Origin of the sequence: Kitasatospora sp. NPDC018058, assembly GCF_044327205.1 — a bacterium.
Classification (GTDB): Bacteria; Actinomycetota; Actinomycetes; order Streptomycetales; family Streptomycetaceae; genus Kitasatospora.
In genome coordinates this window covers 1-15648 of sequence record NZ_JBIRFA010000075.1, presented here as the reverse complement: position 1 = coordinate 15648, position 15648 = coordinate 1, and the positions used below count along the sequence as shown (strand labels likewise).

Below are 15648 nucleotides of genomic sequence, written 5' to 3'. Positions count from 1 at the left end.
ACCCCCCCCCAAACGGCTCGGGGGGCCCCCCTTTCCCGCCCCACCCCACTATGGGGCCCCGGGGGTTGGGGGGGGGGGCACCTTGCTATGTGGAGGAGTGCGCCCGCTTCAGGAAGCGGGCGCACTCCGGTCGGTAAGTCAGGCGTTCAGCTGGATGGGCGCGACGTCGATGCCGGGGCAGGGAGCCGCCGGGCGGCAGTCCGAGCCGCTGCAGTCTGCCGTGTCGGCCGCCGAGTAGACCTCGGGCGCGGCGCCGTAGCCGGCCGCCTGGAGGGCGGCGACGGTCTCTCGGATCTTGTCGGGGGTGCCGTAGTTGTCGGCGGGCTCGTGGTGAATGAAGCGGCCGCCGGTCAGGCGGGACATGAAGGCGAAGTTCTTGCGGGTGCGCCGCAGGGCGGCGTGCCAGACCTCGTCCATGTCGACGGTGAGCGCGTAACCGGCGTGGGGGTCGTCGGCGACGAGGGTGGCCCAGTCGGCCCAGGCCGTCACCAGCAGGGCGATGTAGTCGGCGCTGAAGCCGGGGTTCTCCTTGGCGACGTCGGCGGCCAGGTCGGCCGCGAACTCGGAGAACTCGCCGGCCAGCAGCTCGGCGCCGCGCGACCTGGTCAGGGTGTCACTCATGGTGTTCCTCCTTGATCTCCTGTTTCGGGTGGTGCCGGGGCCCGTGCCCGGCCGCTGTGCGCGCGTGCGGCGGCCGGGTCGGGAGTCTGTGGGTACGCCGTGCGGGTCAGAGGCGGCCGAGGGCGCGGAAGGTCCAGCCGGCCGCGCGCCAGCACTCGGCGTTGAGGGTGCCGCGGGCGTCGATGACCTTGAGGGCGGCGATGTGGCGGGCGAGGTCGGCCGGGTCGGCGTCGGAGTACTGGGGCCAGTCGGTCAGGTGCAGCAGCAGGGCGGCGCCGGTGACGGCCTGGATGGGGTCGTCGGCGTAGTCGAGTGCGGGGTAGGCCCTGCGGGCGTTCTCCATCGCGGCGGGGTCGTGGACGGTGACCTCGGCGCCGGCCTTTTGGAGGGCGTCGGCGACGGCGAGGGCCGGGGAGTCGCGAATGTCGTCGGTGTGGGGCTTGAACGCGGCGCCCCAGACGGCGATCCGCTTGCCGACCAGGGTGCCGCCGACGGCCTCGCGGGCGAGCTCGACGGTGTGCTCGCGACGGCGCCGGCGCGGTGGGCTGGGAGTGGAGCCAGGTCGTGTCGATCACGATGCCCGGCACCACGAGGATCCACGGCCTCGCCCGCCGGCTGGGCAACGACTACCGCTGCCGCCTCGCCCTCGCCGGTGGCGCGCGCCTGCACATCGACGGGCACGCCGCCGGGGCCTCCGGCCTGGGCCGCGCGGTGGTGGAGCACAGCCCCCGCGTGCGGCGGCTGGAAGGGGACGAGTGGCAGGAGCGGGCGGGCGGCTGGTTCCTGGCCGGGGCGGCGGTGTTCCTGGCGGTGGGCGTCTCGATGGTCACCTATCTCGCGAACCACGCGGAGACCACCCGCCGGATCACCGACGCGAACGGGATGGTCAGGGAGGAGACCGTGCAGGGCGTCAGCGACGGCGTGATCATGGCGGTCGGGCTGAGCCTTCCGGTGTGCGCGGTCGGCGCGATCACGTGCATCGTGCTGTACGTCCGCTACCTGCGGTACCGCCCGCGCTGACCCTCGTCCCGGGGGCATCCCCGCGCTCCACGGGGGCCGGGGAGTGCGGCAAGGAGCTTGCGGGCGGCCGCGAAGCGTCGGGCAAACGTCCGGTCAACATCGTTCCTCGGCCGGCGGCGCACGGGAAGGATGCTGCGAGGACGACCGGGGCACCCCGTGGCAGAGGTCGTGGTCGTCCACCGTTTCGGCACCACAGAGCCACGGATCACGGACCACGGACCACGGACCACGGAGGAACCATGCGTCGTCGTATCGGAGCAGTGGTCGCTGCCGCCTCGCTGGCGGGCATCAGCGTCATCGGCACGTCCGGAACCGCCCACGCCGGCACGACCGGTTCGGTGAGCATCTCGGTTCCCGGCTGCATCGGCCATCTGCACCTCTCGGCCAACTCGGCCTACGGCCACCTGGACTCGTACACCACCACCTGCTGGCTGACCATCTTCGACCGCAACGACCAGACCGGGGGAAAGACCTCCCAGACCATCTCCGCCGGACCCGGCGGGCACGTCGACACCGGCCAGTTCTACCACGACAGCGTCGTCCACGCGGTCGCCATAGCGATCTCCAACGGCAGCCAGAGCACCGGCTCGGCCTGGTACCACTGAGGAAGCCGGACGGGGCCAACGGCACGCGGCCGGAGGCGAGTTCGCGGACCGGGCGGCAGAGCAGGCAGGTCCGCGGACCCGGCACCCCCCTGGCCTTCCCGCGCCCCGGAGGACGCCGTGACCACCACGCGAAGTGCCGGCGGTGACGCCCCCGCGCCGCCGCGGCCCAGCGGCCGGCGCCTGCTGCTCCGCGTCGCCTGGGACGTCCTGGTCCCGATCGCGGTGTACTACGGGCTGCGCGCCGCCGATGTCAGCGTCTTCGTCGCACTACTGGCCGGCGCCGTCCTGCCGGCGCTCACCACAGCGGTGCGGTGGCTGCGCACCCGCAGCCTGGAGGGCATCGCGGGATTCATCGCCGGGACCATGCTACTCGGCGTCGCGGCCGCGCTGGTCAGCGGCAGCCTGGGGGGCTCGTAAAGTCATCGCTGCAGGTGGAAGGCCGTGTCCAGGGCTGGTCGGTGGTAACTGGGATGCTGCGCGGATGATCGTGTCGCTGCTCTACCGAGCCACCCGTGCGCTGCCGTCCGTACCGGCGGTGCTGTTGCGCCGGGACTCCGCCAAGGACGCCGAACTGCTGGTGCCGCGGCACGAGAACGCGGTGCTGCGGCGACAGCTCGGCGGCCCGGTCCGCTACGAGCCCACGGACCGGTTCCGGCCGGCCGCACTGTCGTCGCTGATACCGCGCCACCGCTGGACGGACGTCTTCCCGGTCACGCCGGGAACGCTGCCGGCCCGGCACCGCAGGCTGTTCGCCGGGAAGTGGGACTACTCCGCTCAACGCCGGCGCACCGGGCGAGCGCCCACCGCGGCCGCACTCAAGAGGCCGGTCCTGCGCCTGGCGCGGGAGAACCCGCGGTGGGGGCATCGCAGGATCCAGGGCGAGCTGGCCGGGCCGGGGGCATCCGATCGCGTCTTCGACGGTGTGGCGGATCCTGCACGCGGCCGGCATCGATCCGGCTCCGCGCCGTACCGGTCCCAGCCGGCGCGAGTTCCTCACCGCCCAGGCTGAGGGGATCATCGCCGCGGACTTCTTCCCTGTGGACACGGTCACCGGCAGGCGACTGTACGCGCTGGTGTTCCTCGAACACGGCACCCGCAGGCTGCATATCACCGGCGTGACCGCCCACCCCACCGCTCAGTGGGCGACCCAGAGGCCCGCAACCTCGCCGCCGACCTCGGCACCCGCCCCGATTCCCCGCGCTTCGTGCTCCGCGACCGCGATACCGAGTACACCGACTCCTTCGACGCCGTCTTCAAGGCCGAGGAGATGGACGTGCTACTCAGCGCCCCGCAGGCCCCGCGGATGAACGCCCACTGCGAGCGAGTGATCGGAACCGTCCGACGCGAGGCTCTCGACCACGTTCTGATCATGAACGAGGCCCACGCCCGACAGGTCCTTGCCGACTACCGGAACCACTACAACCGGCACCGGCCCCACCGATCCCGAGACCGACGACCGCCCCAGGCGAACGGGCAACCCGCTGTCGTAAACGACCTCGAGACCCGCAGAGTCCTGCGCACCCACATCCTCGGCGGCGTCATCAACGAGTACCGATACACGGCTTGAGCTGCAACGATGACTTTTCGAGCCCCACAGGCTTGAGGAAGAAGGAACTGCCTTCGGGTGACAAGACCGCCGGATCCATGTTGTGCTGGAAGTGTCCGGAGGTGTGCGGGTCATGCTTCTTTCGGGAACGCACGTGACGCTGCGGTCACACCAAATTGTCACCATTACTAACAGCGTAATTGCGGCTATACGGCACGCTGATCGGCTAAGGGGGTACGGCTATGCGTACCAAACGGCCCTTCATTGGGCTTGGCTCAGCACTTCTCGCGGCAACGCTGATGACGATACCGGGAACGACAGCACTCGCATCAGCAGCCCCAAGTCGGGCTTCGGGGGCCTCGGTGTCATCAGGGGGCGGCAACGAGAGCATGTGGGTCCACATCACCGGCCTCAACGCCGCGACTGATTCATGCAGCCTCACCTACGACAACAACACCTCGTCCTCCGCCGGCGGAAATGCCGATACCAAGGGAAACCTCTTCTTCGACAGCGTCCTGATGTCTCAAGGCGACCATGTCGTACATATCTCATGCAAAAACCGCGACACCGGCGCAACGTTCAAACTAGACGATCAAAACATCCACGTCGGCCCAACCACCGCACCGGCCTCGCCAGCCTCGCCAGGCACGGCGGAAGCGTCGTTGAACGGCACCTATACTGTCACGCCGACCGTTGGCCAAGTGGCAACGTGGACGATCACTTCGTGCGGCTCCGGGTGCGCCCACGTAACAAGTAGTAGGGGCTGGTCTGCAGATGCGCACTTGGTCAGCGGTCAATGGACCCTCGCGGTTGACCGGCCAGACGCCGCGCAATGTCCAGATGGGAGTCTTGTGCCTGGCACATCGAAGTATACATTTGATGCTGGAGCGACCAGCGGCACAGCTGGCTCTACCAATGTTGTCTGCGCTGGCGCATCGCAGGAAACGCTGCCGACTCCATTCACGATGACCAAGGTGCAATAAACGTATTCTGGCCTGGCAGCTGGCAGTACGCTGCTACAGCAGCAGAGCATGTGACTTGTGGGGCTCGGAAAGCCGTCGCTGCTGGTCAAGCTGCGTATCGGTATTCGTTGATGACGCCGCCGAGGACGCGGATGCGCAGGAATGTGCGACCTTCGGGGTCGTGTACGGTGGCTGGCTGCTCGTGGGCGCCGGGTGGCAGCTGGTTGCGGGCCCGGTGCGGCCGGTGCTCGTTGTAATACCGCTGGTGAACCGCACCGGTCGTTCGAACGCTTCCACAGCGGTGCCGGTTCCAGTCAGAGCTCGAAGGCTCGCGGATTCACGAAGAGGTCAGCCCTGGAACGGACTCGCACCACGACCACGAAAACACGATCACCAGTGGGTTTCGCGGCAGCCCGAAGACGCCGGACCTCGCAGGTCAGGTAAGTCGCAGGCGTCGGTCCGGCGCCCACGCGGCCGCCACGAAACCCACCATCACCACCGTGACGGCACCGCTCTATGAACCGCCCCGGGTTCGATAGAGATCTCAGGTTGTGGTTGTGACCTGCGGTTTTGTGGTGGTGAGGTAGTAATCGGTCTCGTACTCGACTGGCGGGACGTGGCCTATCTCACCGTGGAGCCGGCGGTGGTTGTACCAGTCGACCCACTCGGCGGTGGCGAGTTCGACCTGCGAGAGGGTGCGCCAGGGCCGCCGGGGCTTGATCAGCTCGGTCTTGAACAGGCCGATCGTGGACTCCATGAGGGCGTTGTCGTAGGCGTCGCCGACGGATCCGATCGAGGCTGCGATGCCGGCGGCGTTCAGGTGTTCGGCGAGCCGGAAGCTCGTGTACTGCGACCCAGCGTCCGAGTGATGTATCAACTCGCCTCGTTGGTAGGGGAATCCGTCACGGTCGCGCTGCCACAGCGCCATGTCCAGTGCGTCCAGAACAAGGCGGGTCTCCTTGGAGGTCGCAGCCGACCAGCCGACGATGCGGCGGGAGAAGGTGTCCACGACGAAGGCGACGTAGACGACTCCGGCCCAGGTGGCGATGTGCGTGAAGTCGGCGACCCAGCAACGGTTCGGCGCGGCGGCGACGAACTGGCGGTCGACCAGGTCCGGGGCGCGTTCGGCGGCCGGGTCCGCGATGGTGGTGATGACCTTCTTGCCGCGTACAGCGCCGGTGATGCCGAGTTCGCGCATCAGGCGTTCGACGGTGCAGCGTGCCACTGTGTGGCCCTGCCGGCCCAGCTCCCACCAGACTTTCCGGGCCCCGTAGACACGGTAATTGGCGTCGTGAACGTCCTTGATCAGCTCCTTGAGCTCCTCGTCGCGCGCGGTGCCGGCGGAGGGCGAGGCCACGCGTTGGTGGTGGGCGTAGTAGGTGGAGGGGGCGATGCTGCAGCCGTGCTCGGTGAGCACACGGCAGATCGGCTCGACGCCGCCGAAGCGGCCCCGGTGCTCGTCGATGAACGCTACGAGCGCTGGTGTGGCCGGTCGAGCTCGGCCGCGAAGAAACTCGCCGCGGCCTTGAGGATCTCGTTGGCGCGCTTGAGTTCGGCGATCTCCTTCTTCATCGCCTTGATCTGCGCGGACTCCTCCGTGGTCGTGCCCGGGCGCTGCCCGGAGTCGACCTGGTCGCGTCGCACCCAGTTGCGCAGAGTCTCGGCGGAGCCGATGCCCAGTTTCTCCGCGACGGCCCGCAGCGCCGCCGACTCGTTCGGGTAGTCACCGAGGACCTCGGCAACCATGCGCACCGCACGACGGCGCAGCTCAGGCGGGTAGGCCAGTTCCGGATGGCCACGGCCGAGCAGCTGCGCGTCCTGCACACCCCCGGCAGCCGGCCGGAGCTGATGTGCCGACGGCTTCGCCAGCTGAAGGGCGAGGGCCTGGTCGAGGATGTCGTCCTCCCGCAGGCCGGGCGGCTGCGGGCCTGGTTCCTGACCGAGCGGGGCGCGCGGATCGCCGCCCGCTTCCCGGAACTGGAGAACGTGGCCTCCCCGCCGCTGCCCGAGGACAAGACCGAGGCGAGGCTGCGGGTCGGACACATCCTGGCCGTCACCCGCACACAGGCCGCCTTCGTGGCCGGCGCCCGGGCGGCCGGTGACGAGTGCCGGCCGCTGGACTTCCTGCCGGAGGTCTACCACCGCTACGGCGAAGGCCAAGGCGGTGCGGTCATCCCCGACGGGCTGCTGCACTACACCGCTGTCGCGGGCGGCCGGAGGCTGTGCCGGGCGTTCGTCGAGGTCGACCGCGGCACCATGGCCAGCGAGAAGCTCGCCTCCAAGCTGTTCGGCTACGCCCGCTTCCACGAGCACCACCCTGTACCAGTACATCTGCGGCGCACCGTCGCCGGGCAGAGCATGCTGCCGGCCTGGCAGCAGCACTACGTCGTCTTCCCGCGGCTGCTGTTCGTCCTCGCCGACACCGGCGAGCAGGCCGCCCGGCAGCGCATCCGCGACCTCCAGAGCATCGCCGACACGAGCCCGATGGTGGCCAGGATGCTCAAGACCGTACGGGCCGGTGCGGCCCGCCTGGCCGATCCGGAGCAACGGCACCAGCGCCGCGGTGTGGCACACCCTCACCGACCCCCAGCGGCCCCTGTGCGGGGCCTGGGAGCTGTAGAGCAGCGCGGTGGCCGGTCCGAGGCCGGGGCGGGCGGTATCAAGGTGACCAGGCCTTCCATGAAGGTGTCCGGGGGTCACCAAGGTTTCCCAGATGCCGGTCACCAAGGAATCCGCCAAGGTGAGGCCGTGCAGGGTCTCAGCATTGCGTTTGGAATACCAGTCCAGGAAGTGGTTCGGTCGAACCACTTCATGGACTCCGCGGTGGCTGCAGGGGTGAACGAACCACACGGCTGCTGCCGGGGTGGAGGTCCGTTCACCCCTTGAGCAGACCTTCAGGGGTGGTGGGCGAGGCGGTCCCAGGTCCTCGCGGGCTGTGTCCGCGAGAGGGACGCCGGTGAGGGCCCGGTTCTGCCCGGTGGATGCTCCTATGGCTGTCAAGCCGCAGGAGCCAGGTCGGTTTGAGTGATTTGTGTGGTTGGTGTGCTGGTCAGGACGCGGTAGACCTCGCGGGCGACGAATCGCTTGAGGCAGCGCATGACGTCCTTCTTGGACATGCCTTCCTTGGTGCGGCGTTCAACGTAGGCGCGGGTGCGCGCGTCGAAGCGCATGCGGGTCAGCACGATGGTATGCAGGGCGTTGTTCGCGGCCCGGTCGCCGCCGCGGTTGAGGCGGTGGCGGTGGGTGCGGCCTGAGGAGGCGGGGATCGGCGCGACGCCGGCCAGGTGGGCGAACGCGGCCTCGGAGCGCATCCGTTCGGGGTTGTCCCCGGCGGAGGCCAGGAGCTGGCCGGCGGTCTCGGGGCCGACACCGAACAGCTCCAGCAGCGCGGGGCGGCCTTCTTGACCAGTGGGCCGATCTCGGTGTCGAGCTCGGCGATCTCTTCGTCCATCGCCTGGTGGCGGCGGGCCAGTCGCCGCAGTGCCGCTCGGGTCGCCGCCAGCGGGCCCGAGAGGTCGTCTCCGGGCCGCAACCGGGCCAGCGTGCGTATGAGCTCCGTCCGCTGCAGACCGGCGAGTTGCTCGCGCAGCGCCGCCGGCGCGGAGACGAGCAGGCCGCGGATCTGGTTCATGGCCTGGGTACGAGCCTTGACCGCACTGCGGCGGGCGACCCGCAGCACCCGCACGGCCTCGACCGGGCCGTCCCGGCTCTTGGGGATGCCGGTGGCCCGCCCGGAGAGCACGGCGGTGGCGGCCGCGTAGGCGTCGATCGGGTCGGACTTGCCCTTCATCCGTCGGGTCTTGCGGTCCGGCCGGTCGACGTCGACGACCGTGACCCCGGCGGCGGTCAGCACCCGGGCGAGTTCGGCCCCGTAGGCGCCGGTGCCCTCCACCCCGACCGCGCTCGGCGTGCCGTGCGAGCGCATCCAGGCCAGCAGTTCCCGGTAGCCACGGATCGTGGCAGGGAACTCCCGGTCGGCCAGGTGCCGGCCGATGGAGTCGATCACCGCCGCGTGATGGGTCAGGCCGTGGGTGTCGACTCCGCCGGTGATCTCCCGGGCGTCGTGCGTCATGCTGGTCATGTCCGTCCTTGCGAGTCCGTTCCGGGGGCGGCACGCGCCGGTCGGGCGGGTGGACAAGACAGTGACGGGGCTTCTGGACCAAGCTCCTATAAAGTCACAGCGCCCGTCCGGCCGCGTGCGTGGTGATGCCCCGGCGGGCCGACAAATCCCAAACAGGACAGTCGAGACGTCAGTCAGGCGGAGGGTCAGACCCACCGGCAACATCACCACGTCACATCCTCACTGTCAGGCGGGCTGGTTGTGCTTGTCGAGGAAGTTGGTGATGAGCTGCAGCCATTCCTCGGTGCGTTCCAGCATGGGCAGGTGGCCGGTGGCGATTTCGGCGAGCTGGGCGCCGGGGATCGTCTCGGCGAGCTGGCGGTGCAGGGTGGTGGAGGTGAACCAGTCCTGGGTGGTGGAGATGACCAGGGTGGGCACCTGGATGTCGGGGAGGTCGTCGCGGACGTCGACTCGTCCGACGAGGTCGGCCTGCTCCGGGGTGCCGGGGGCGGCGGTGGCGGCGGCGAAACCGAGGGTCTGCTGCAGCTGTTCGGCCGGCATCGACTCCAGCGCGTCGGCGCCGAGCGACATCATGAGCAGGAACTCGGCCAGCATCTCGCGGTCGCCGGACAGGGCGATCTTGCGCCAGACGGAGGAGGACAGGGCGAGCCGGTTGTCGCGGTGGGGGAAGGTGGCGGTCAGGATCAGGGCGGTGACGCGCTCGGGGTGGCGGGCGGCGGCGCGGATGGCGACCGGGCCGCCGAGGGAGAAGCCGGACAGCGCGAAGGTGTCCAGGCCCTCGGCGACGGCGGCGGCGACCAGTTGGTCGGCCAGGTCGTCCACGGACAGGGGCGCGGTGGAGCGGGGGGTGTCGCCGCTGCCGGGGTAGTCGACGCCGACGACCTTGTGGCGGGCGGCGAGGCCTTCGAGGATCGGGCCGTAGGTGTTCTCTACGCTGCTGCCGGCGCCGTGGGCGAGGACGAGGCCGGGGCCGGTGCCCAGGACGGTGCGGGCGAAGGTGGCCTCGGGAAGGTTGCGTGCTGGCATGGGGGATCTGTCCTTCGAACGTGCCGTGATCAACGGGAGGTCGGGGGTGTGGAGCGGTGCTGCCACCAGGAGCGGATCTGCTCCAGTGCGGGCAGCAGGGCCCGGCCGTCGGGGGTGAGGGTGTAGGTGGCGGGGCCCGGGGGCAGCTGGGCGTGGGTGACGAGTCCGGAGTCGAGGAGTTCGCGCAGCCGGTCGCTGAGCATCTTGGTGCTGATCGGACATATCGCGGCGCGCAGTTCGCCGAAGCGGGCCGGCCGTGCGGCCAGGGTGTGGAGGATGATTCCGTTCCACTTCTGGCCGAGGACGTCGAACGCGCGGCTCAGGTCGGGGTCGGCCGCCAGCGGCGGGAGTGTGGTGCGTGTTTCCATCGCTGTCGGCCTTTGCGTCTCGTGGTTGTCGCGATGCGCTGGTGCGTCGGGCGGGTTGGGGGGCCGCCTCACCCGTTCCGGCGCGGGTGAGGCGGCGGCTCAGGGTCAGGGCAGGAGGACGACCTTGCCCTGGTTGCGGCGGGCTTCGATGTCGGCGTGGGCCTTCGCGGCCTCGGCGAGCGGGTAGGCCCGCCAGACCGGGACGTCGAGCTTGCCGGTGGCGATCAGGTCGGCCAGCAGTGGCAGGGACTCCGGGAAGCGGTCCTTGGGGTCCGAGCCGGTGAACCGGACACCGTGCTGCCCGGCGGTGGGGTCGGCGATGGTGATGACCCGGCCCGCGTCGCCCACCAGGGCCACGGAGTCCGGCAGCACGCCCGCGCCGGAGGCGTCGAACACGAAGTCCACGCCGCCCTGGGCGGCGGCCTTGACCCGCTCCACCCAGCCGTCGCCGTACCGGACGGCGGTGGCACCGAGGGCGGTGACGCGCTCGAGGTCCTGCTCGGCGACGGTCCCGACAACGGTGATGCCCCAGGCGGTGGCGAGCTGGACGGCGATCGTGCCGACGCTGCCACCCGCGCCGTGGATCAGCAGCGTCTGCCCTTGCCGAACGCCGAGGTGCCTCAGCGCCCGGTAGGCAGCCTCGCCGACCGTGACCATGCCGGCCGCGGTCTCGAACGACAGCTCCTTCGGCTTGGCCACCGGCCGCTCCAGCAACGCGTACTCGCTGTAGCCGCCGACGGCCGCGACGCCGAAGACCTCGTCGCCGACCGAGGCGGTGGCGCCCGCGCCGGCCTTGTCGACGACGCCGGCCACGTCCCAGCCCGGCATGTGCGGGAAGGTCACCGGGAAGACGCCCTGCATCATCCCCGCGCGGATCCGCACGTCGATCGGGTTGACGGCGGCCGCCCGGACCTTGATCCGGACCTGGCCCGGACCCGGCTCAGGGGTGGCGACCTCGGACAGGGTGAGGACCTCCGGCGCACCGTACTCGGAGAAGGTGATCGCGATGGACATCAGGAACTCCCGGAAGAAGAGGGAACTTGAACACGCCCTGAATCATCCAGTGCGTGTGATTGCCCTTCCAGGTGTATCACGCGCGATGTGTGATTTCTAAAGTGATCTGAATCACACGTTTCGTATGATCCGTGGGTAGGATGGGCCCATGCCGCAGCAGCCCGTCCACCGCCGCCAGCCGACCCTCAGCAACCCGCGCGTCCAGCGCACCCGCACCCGGGTCCTGGCCGTCGCGCGCGAACTGCTCCCCGAAGTCGGACCGACCGGGCTGACCTGGGCCCTGCTGGCCGAACGCGCCGACGTCACCCGCCAGACCCTCTACCGGCACTGGCCCAACCGCGGCGCCCTGCTCTTCGACCTCATCCTCGAAGGCCCCGACCTCGGCACCTACCCCGAACCCGACAGCGACGTCCGCACCGTCGCGACCGCCTGGCTCAGAAGCCTGCGCGACGGCATCAACGACCCGGCCATCCGCACCGCGGTACTGGCCGTCACCGCCCAGGCCGACCACGACCCCGACAGCGCCCACGCCCTCATCCGGATCGGCGAGGACCGCCACGCCGCCCTCAACAAACTCCTGGAACCCTCCGGCATCCAGATCACCACCGACGAATACACCCTGCTCTACGGCCCGGTCCTCGCCCGCCTCTTCCTCGACCGCGGCCAGGCCACCGACGCCTTCATCGACACCGTCGTCACCCAGTGGCTCACCACCCTCGACCGCGCCGGCGCGCTGCCGCAAAGGCAGAGCAAAGCCTCGACTGAGAACTGATCAGACAGGAACGGATGCTGAGGACCATGCGGGCCGCGCGGCCCGTCTGGCCGACCTGGAGCAGCACGGCACCAGCGCGGCGGTGTGGCACACCCTCACCGACCACCAGCGGCCCATGTGCGGGGTCTGGGAGCTGTAAGGCGCAGCGGGTGGTCCGGCCGGGGCGGCATCAAGACACCTCACGGCGCCAAGCCGTCAAGTTGAGGTCCGGGTAGCTCGTGGGGCGGTCGAACAGAGCGGATCTTCGTACGCCAGAATCACGGCATGGCGATGGCGCGGCACTGGTACTCCTCGGCTCCCGTTGTGGACGGTCTTCCGTTGCTGGACGAGCCCGGGTTCTGGGCCGCGCACTTGGTCGACCTGTGCGAGGACGTGTCGCCGGAGGCCTTTGGTGTGGACGCCGCTGATGCCGGCGCCATGCTGGAGCGCCTGCACGACAAGTCGGCCTGGCCGATGTTCACGGTCCCGCTGGAGGGCGGGTTCTCGATCGTCGTGCACTACAACAGCGGCGAGGAGTACACGAGCACGGACTACTTCCTGGTCCACCCGAACGGCCCCGATGCGGTCCTGGCCAGCACGGACCAGGACCGTACGGGTCCGGGCCTGTGCTGGCCGGAGCTCGCCGCGATCCTCCACGCCCCGGACGGGGCGGTCGGTGTGACCGATCCGCATGCCCGACTGCTGCTTCTCCTGCCGGTGCTGGGCGACTCCGCAGTCCCTGCCGAGGCCGTGGACGCCGTCACCGAGTCGCTGATCGCCCAAGACGCCCCCGAGGGGTGCGAGGCACTGGCCCAGCGTCTGCTCGGCGGCCACCCGATGTGGGGTGCCCAGTCGTGGTCCTTCGACGCGGACGAGCGGAGCTGGATCTGCGACGGCGAGCACAGCCCGCGACAGGTCCCGCTCGGCGACCACCTGCCGCCGGGCCGGCGAGGTGTGTTGGAGGTCTGCCTCGGCTCCCCCGTGCCGGACGCGTGAACCGCCGTCAGGCAGCGGCGGCCACGACAGGGGCGGGGAACGCCGTCTTCTCGTCGAACAGGCGGCGGCTCTTGAGGCAGTGGTAGAGCTGGCCGAGCATGCGGTTGAACAGGTTGCGCTGGCCGGCGGCGTGCAAGTCTCCGGCATCGCGTCGGCGTCGGTAGTGCGCTTTGGCAATTTCCTCCTTGGGGGCTCCCCGGTTGACGGGGGCGGGGGCGTCGTGCGGGTGACGGCTACCGTCGCCCGCGCGACACCCGCACGGTCAGGCCGACACGTGGTACCAGTAGCCACCGGTGCGCAGGCCGACGTAGTGGACGTTGGTGCCGGTCTTCTCCGCCTCGTACATCATGTCCGCGCCGGTGGCGGGGTCGGTGCCGGCGTAGAGCACGACGTGCACGGTGTTGTGCGCGTCGGTGCCGAAGTACTCGACGTCGCCCGGCTGGCGCTGGGACTCGGCGATCGGGGTGAGGTGGCTGTCCAGGGTCTGCTCGGTGGTGTCGCCGCCGCCTGCGAGGTCGATGCCGGCGCCGAACCAGAAGGCCGCCCGGACCAGGCCCGAACAGTCCAGGCCGACGGTGGGTAGAGGGCGTTCTTGACGGCGTTGCCGACGATGCCGTCGATGGTCAGGGCGTGGGAGGCCTGGAAGTTGCGCACGGCGGTGTCGGTGGCCGGGCCGAACTGCCCGTCCACGGTGAGGCGGCCGGCGTTGAAGGTGTTCAGCATCGTCTGCAGGGTGCTGACGCACGGGCCACTGGCGCCGGTCTGCAGGTTCCCGCACTGGGTGCGCAGGTCCACGGTGCCGGAGGAGGAGGCCGCCGCCGCGTCGAGGGCCGACTTGGTGGCCGGACCGACGATGCCGTCGACGCCCAGGGCGTGCAAGGCCTGGAAGCTGCGCACAGCCGTGTCGGTGGCCGGCCCGAACTGCCCGTCCACGGTGAGCCGGGCGCCGGTCAGGTTGAGCTCCAGCTGGAGCTGGGTGACGCAGCCGTCGGCCTCACCCTGCTGCAGGTCGGCAGGGCAGGCCGGGGAGGTGAGGGGTATCGGGCCGGGCGCGGTCGTGGCGGGTGCGGCCGAGGCGGTGTACGCGCCGAGGCCCGTCAGCGCGGCCGCCAGTGCCAGGCCCAGCGACAACCGGCGCCGGGTGGGCAGGAGGGTACTCACAGGAGATTCTCCAAGTTCATGATGATTCGTCGGACAGGGCAGGGGTCTTCACCCCCTGGCGCTCGATGTGCTCGACGGGCAGATCCAGACGATCCGTATCGCGATCAACCCCGGCAAGCGGGGGCGTGTAAGCCTGGTTGCGGATGCCTTGGCGATCTCCCGCGAGTTGACGCGGGCCCGGCGGCAGCAGCACACGGACCCGGCCGCACACCGTGCACACGATCAAGGAGGCCGCCGAGTAGCCGATCTCCCACCCGCAGGGCAGCCTCTTCGAGCTTCGGCCGGACCTCGGCGATAGGCGAACACCGCCGGCGTCACCTCATCAAATCTCAGCAACGTGTCGTCACGAACGACCCGACTGCACTTGAACGCATCATTCGCGCCCGTAGCCGGTCGACCCGCGCAGCCGTCACGCCCGGGTGGCGATGGGGGCGTGCCCGGCCCGCGGGATGCGGGCCGGGCACGTGTCATCACAGGTCAGCAGACGTAGTTCGGCGAGTACGCCCAGAAGTCGAGCGAGGCCCAGGTCTGCGGGCCGACGGACCCGTCCACGCCGTCGCCGGCACAGGCCTGGAAGGTCTTGACCGCGTTCAGCGTGTTCGGGCCGAAGGAGCCGTCGACGGTCAGCGAGGTGTGGCTGGCCGGGTTGAGCGAGCGGTTCAGCTCGCACTGGAGCTGCTGGACCGCGACGGCGTTGCTGCTCCACTCCGTCAGGGTGGGCTCGGAGTTGGTGTAGTTGCAGCCCGTCCCGGTCTGCGCCGAGGCGGTGGAGGCGGTGGCGACCGCCCCGCCGAGCGTGAGACCGAGCACGGCAACGCCGCTGATGATGCGCTTGAGCACGGTTGTTCCCCTCGTGAATGGCCGCACGCGGAAGTCCGGCGCGCGGAACGTGACGCCCGGCCGGTTCGCCCGGCGGGGCGGATGTGACTCCCGGCGCCTGCTCCGCCCGGGTCACCGCAATGCGATGGGCACCACGGTGAGGGTCGGAACCAATGGGCGACCATAGGTGCACTGCACTGCGTTCCCTGCCCCAACAGCATCAGCCACGGCCACCGGCAACGTCGTCCTGTTTCAACCTGGCGTGAACAACGACGTATGGGAAGAATCGGCACCCGCAGCGGCACACCGGACGGGCGACGGAGGACGTATGGTCTACCGGTTCCATTTCACCGGCGCCGACCTTGCCCGCACCCGCGTCGCAACGTCGGTCCCGCCACTGGAAGAACTGAGCATCGCGCTGCGCGTCCTGCAGAACCGCAACCAGGCACTGCGCTTCGGCGCGTGGCGCCGCGAAGTCTGGGCCCGCCTGCCGCCCCAGGCGCACATGGTGCTCGACCTGGCGCCCAAACACGGATGGGCGCCCACCTTCCTGAGCCCGCAAGGAATCGGCAGCATCCCCGAGTTAGGGCGTCCGCCAGTAGGTGCCGAGCTAATCGGCAGTAGCAGGGCAGGCACGGTTCGCCCGATCATGGAGTTCTCTACGCTTCATGATCACCG

Annotated in this window: 15 protein-coding genes and 4 pseudogenes; 8 read left to right on the top strand and 11 right to left on the bottom strand. The window is 70.0% G+C overall.

The genetic code is table 11. The annotated features are described in order from the left end of the window. Positions 1 to 138: 138 nt before the first annotated feature. Together ACH4E7_RS43105 and ACH4E7_RS43100 are read right to left on the bottom strand one after the other, a co-directional pair. Positions 139 to 621, bottom strand: a complete 483-nt coding sequence (locus ACH4E7_RS43105; protein ID WP_396254677.1) for a hypothetical protein — start codon at positions 619 to 621, stop codon at positions 139 to 141. 106 nt (positions 622 to 727) lie between these two features. Continuing rightward, entirely contained in the window at positions 728 to 1087 is a 360-nt protein-coding gene (locus ACH4E7_RS43100; RefSeq protein WP_396254685.1) for a UDP binding domain-containing protein, read from the bottom strand. 98 nt (positions 1088 to 1185) lie between these two features. Here ACH4E7_RS43100 and ACH4E7_RS43095 point away from each other — a divergent pair, with 98 nt between their 5' ends. The 4 genes and pseudogenes from ACH4E7_RS43095 to ACH4E7_RS43080 all read left to right on the top strand — a co-directional run bounded on the left by ACH4E7_RS43095 (position 1186) and on the right by ACH4E7_RS43080 (position 3813). Next, positions 1186 to 1641: a hypothetical protein gene (locus tag ACH4E7_RS43095; RefSeq protein WP_396254676.1), complete on the top strand. Its 456-nt coding sequence runs from the start codon at positions 1186 to 1188 to the stop codon at positions 1639 to 1641. Positions 1642 to 1880: 239 nt separating this feature from the next. Then, positions 1881 to 2246, top strand: a complete 366-nt coding sequence (locus ACH4E7_RS43090) for a hypothetical protein (protein ID WP_387631527.1) — start codon at positions 1881 to 1883, stop codon at positions 2244 to 2246. 117 nt (positions 2247 to 2363) lie between these two features. Then, positions 2364 to 2663 carry a hypothetical protein gene (locus ACH4E7_RS43085; protein WP_396254675.1) on the top strand — a complete coding sequence of 100 codons (300 nt, stop codon included), beginning with the start codon at positions 2364 to 2366 and terminating at the stop codon, positions 2661 to 2663. 64 nt (positions 2664 to 2727) lie between these two features. Beyond that, a pseudogene (locus tag ACH4E7_RS43080) lies at positions 2728 to 3813 on the top strand (integrase core domain-containing protein). 1485 nt (positions 3814 to 5298) lie between these two features. Here ACH4E7_RS43080 and ACH4E7_RS43075 read toward each other — a convergent pair. Continuing rightward, a protein-coding gene (locus tag ACH4E7_RS43075; protein WP_396254684.1) for an IS3 family transposase occupies positions 5299 to 6500 on the bottom strand; the annotation gives its coding sequence in 2 pieces (ribosomal slippage) (positions 5299 to 6269 and positions 6269 to 6500; 1203 coding nt in all). A 45-nt stretch (positions 6501 to 6545) separates the two neighbouring features. On the opposite strand from ACH4E7_RS43075, the gene ACH4E7_RS43070 reads away from it, so the two are divergent. After that, positions 6546 to 7640 (top strand): replication-relaxation family protein, encoded by a 1095-nt coding sequence (locus ACH4E7_RS43070; RefSeq protein ID WP_396254674.1) that lies wholly within the window; start codon positions 6546 to 6548, stop codon positions 7638 to 7640. A 110-nt stretch (positions 7641 to 7750) separates the two neighbouring features. On the opposite strand, the pseudogene ACH4E7_RS43065 reads toward ACH4E7_RS43070, so the two are convergent. From ACH4E7_RS43065 to ACH4E7_RS43050, 4 genes and pseudogenes are all read right to left on the bottom strand, one after another. After that, positions 7751 to 8835: pseudogene (locus ACH4E7_RS43065) on the bottom strand (IS110 family transposase). Positions 8836 to 9060: 225 nt separating this feature from the next. Next, positions 9061 to 9861 (bottom strand): alpha/beta fold hydrolase, encoded by an 801-nt coding sequence (locus ACH4E7_RS43060; protein WP_396254673.1) that lies wholly within the window; start codon positions 9859 to 9861, stop codon positions 9061 to 9063. A gap of 29 nt (positions 9862 to 9890) precedes the next feature. Then, positions 9891 to 10229: a winged helix-turn-helix transcriptional regulator gene (locus ACH4E7_RS43055; RefSeq protein WP_396254672.1), complete on the bottom strand. Its 339-nt coding sequence runs from the start codon at positions 10227 to 10229 to the stop codon at positions 9891 to 9893. A 105-nt stretch (positions 10230 to 10334) separates the two neighbouring features. Beyond that, on the bottom strand, positions 10335 to 11243 hold the full coding sequence (locus ACH4E7_RS43050; protein ID WP_396254671.1) for an NADP-dependent oxidoreductase: 909 nt from the start codon (positions 11241 to 11243) through the stop codon (positions 10335 to 10337). Between the two features lie 148 nt (positions 11244 to 11391). Between ACH4E7_RS43050 and ACH4E7_RS43045 the strand changes: the two genes are divergently transcribed. Together ACH4E7_RS43045 and ACH4E7_RS43040 are read left to right on the top strand one after the other, a co-directional pair. Beyond that, entirely contained in the window at positions 11392 to 12015 is a 624-nt protein-coding gene (locus ACH4E7_RS43045) for a TetR/AcrR family transcriptional regulator (RefSeq protein WP_396254670.1), read from the top strand. A 264-nt stretch (positions 12016 to 12279) separates the two neighbouring features. After that, positions 12280 to 12990, top strand: a complete 711-nt coding sequence (locus tag ACH4E7_RS43040) for a hypothetical protein (protein ID WP_396254669.1) — start codon at positions 12280 to 12282, stop codon at positions 12988 to 12990. A gap of 7 nt (positions 12991 to 12997) precedes the next feature. Here the strand turns inward: ACH4E7_RS43040 and ACH4E7_RS43035 are convergent, their stop codons facing one another. The 4 genes and pseudogenes from ACH4E7_RS43035 to ACH4E7_RS43020 all read right to left on the bottom strand — a co-directional run bounded on the left by ACH4E7_RS43035 (position 12998) and on the right by ACH4E7_RS43020 (position 14991). After that, entirely contained in the window at positions 12998 to 13126 is a 129-nt protein-coding gene (locus tag ACH4E7_RS43035) for a hypothetical protein (RefSeq protein ID WP_396254668.1), read from the bottom strand. Positions 13127 to 13252: 126 nt separating this feature from the next. Further along, entirely contained in the window at positions 13253 to 13510 is a 258-nt protein-coding gene (locus ACH4E7_RS43030; RefSeq protein WP_396254683.1) for a hypothetical protein, read from the bottom strand. Positions 13511 to 13584: 74 nt separating this feature from the next. After that, positions 13585 to 14151, bottom strand: a pseudogene (locus ACH4E7_RS43025) (peptidoglycan-binding protein); the annotation flags it as partial. Between the two features lie 477 nt (positions 14152 to 14628). Continuing rightward, complete coding sequence (locus ACH4E7_RS43020) at positions 14629 to 14991, bottom strand: peptidoglycan-binding protein (RefSeq protein WP_396254667.1); 363 nt, start codon at positions 14989 to 14991, stop codon at positions 14629 to 14631. A 307-nt stretch (positions 14992 to 15298) separates the two neighbouring features. Here ACH4E7_RS43020 and ACH4E7_RS43015 point away from each other — a divergent pair. Next, positions 15299 to 15648: pseudogene (locus ACH4E7_RS43015) on the top strand (hypothetical protein); the annotation flags it as partial.

Coding starts and splice junctions, on each gene's coding strand:
- ACH4E7_RS43105 (WP_396254677.1), bottom strand. CDS start 621: ATGAGTGACACCCTGACCAGGTCGCGCGGCGCCGAGCTGCTGGCCGGC.
- ACH4E7_RS43090 (WP_387631527.1), top strand. CDS start 1,881: ATGCGTCGTCGTATCGGAGCAGTGGTCGCTGCCGCCTCGCTGGCGGGC.
- ACH4E7_RS43070 (WP_396254674.1), top strand. CDS start 6,546: ATGGCCACGGCCGAGCAGCTGCGCGTCCTGCACACCCCCGGCAGCCGG.
- ACH4E7_RS43060 (WP_396254673.1), bottom strand. CDS start 9,861: ATGCCAGCACGCAACCTTCCCGAGGCCACCTTCGCCCGCACCGTCCTG.
- ACH4E7_RS43055 (WP_396254672.1), bottom strand. CDS start 10,229: ATGGAAACACGCACCACACTCCCGCCGCTGGCGGCCGACCCCGACCTG.
- ACH4E7_RS43050 (WP_396254671.1), bottom strand. CDS start 11,243: ATGTCCATCGCGATCACCTTCTCCGAGTACGGTGCGCCGGAGGTCCTC.
- ACH4E7_RS43045 (WP_396254670.1), top strand. CDS start 11,392: ATGCCGCAGCAGCCCGTCCACCGCCGCCAGCCGACCCTCAGCAACCCG.
- ACH4E7_RS43040 (WP_396254669.1), top strand. CDS start 12,280: ATGGCGATGGCGCGGCACTGGTACTCCTCGGCTCCCGTTGTGGACGGT.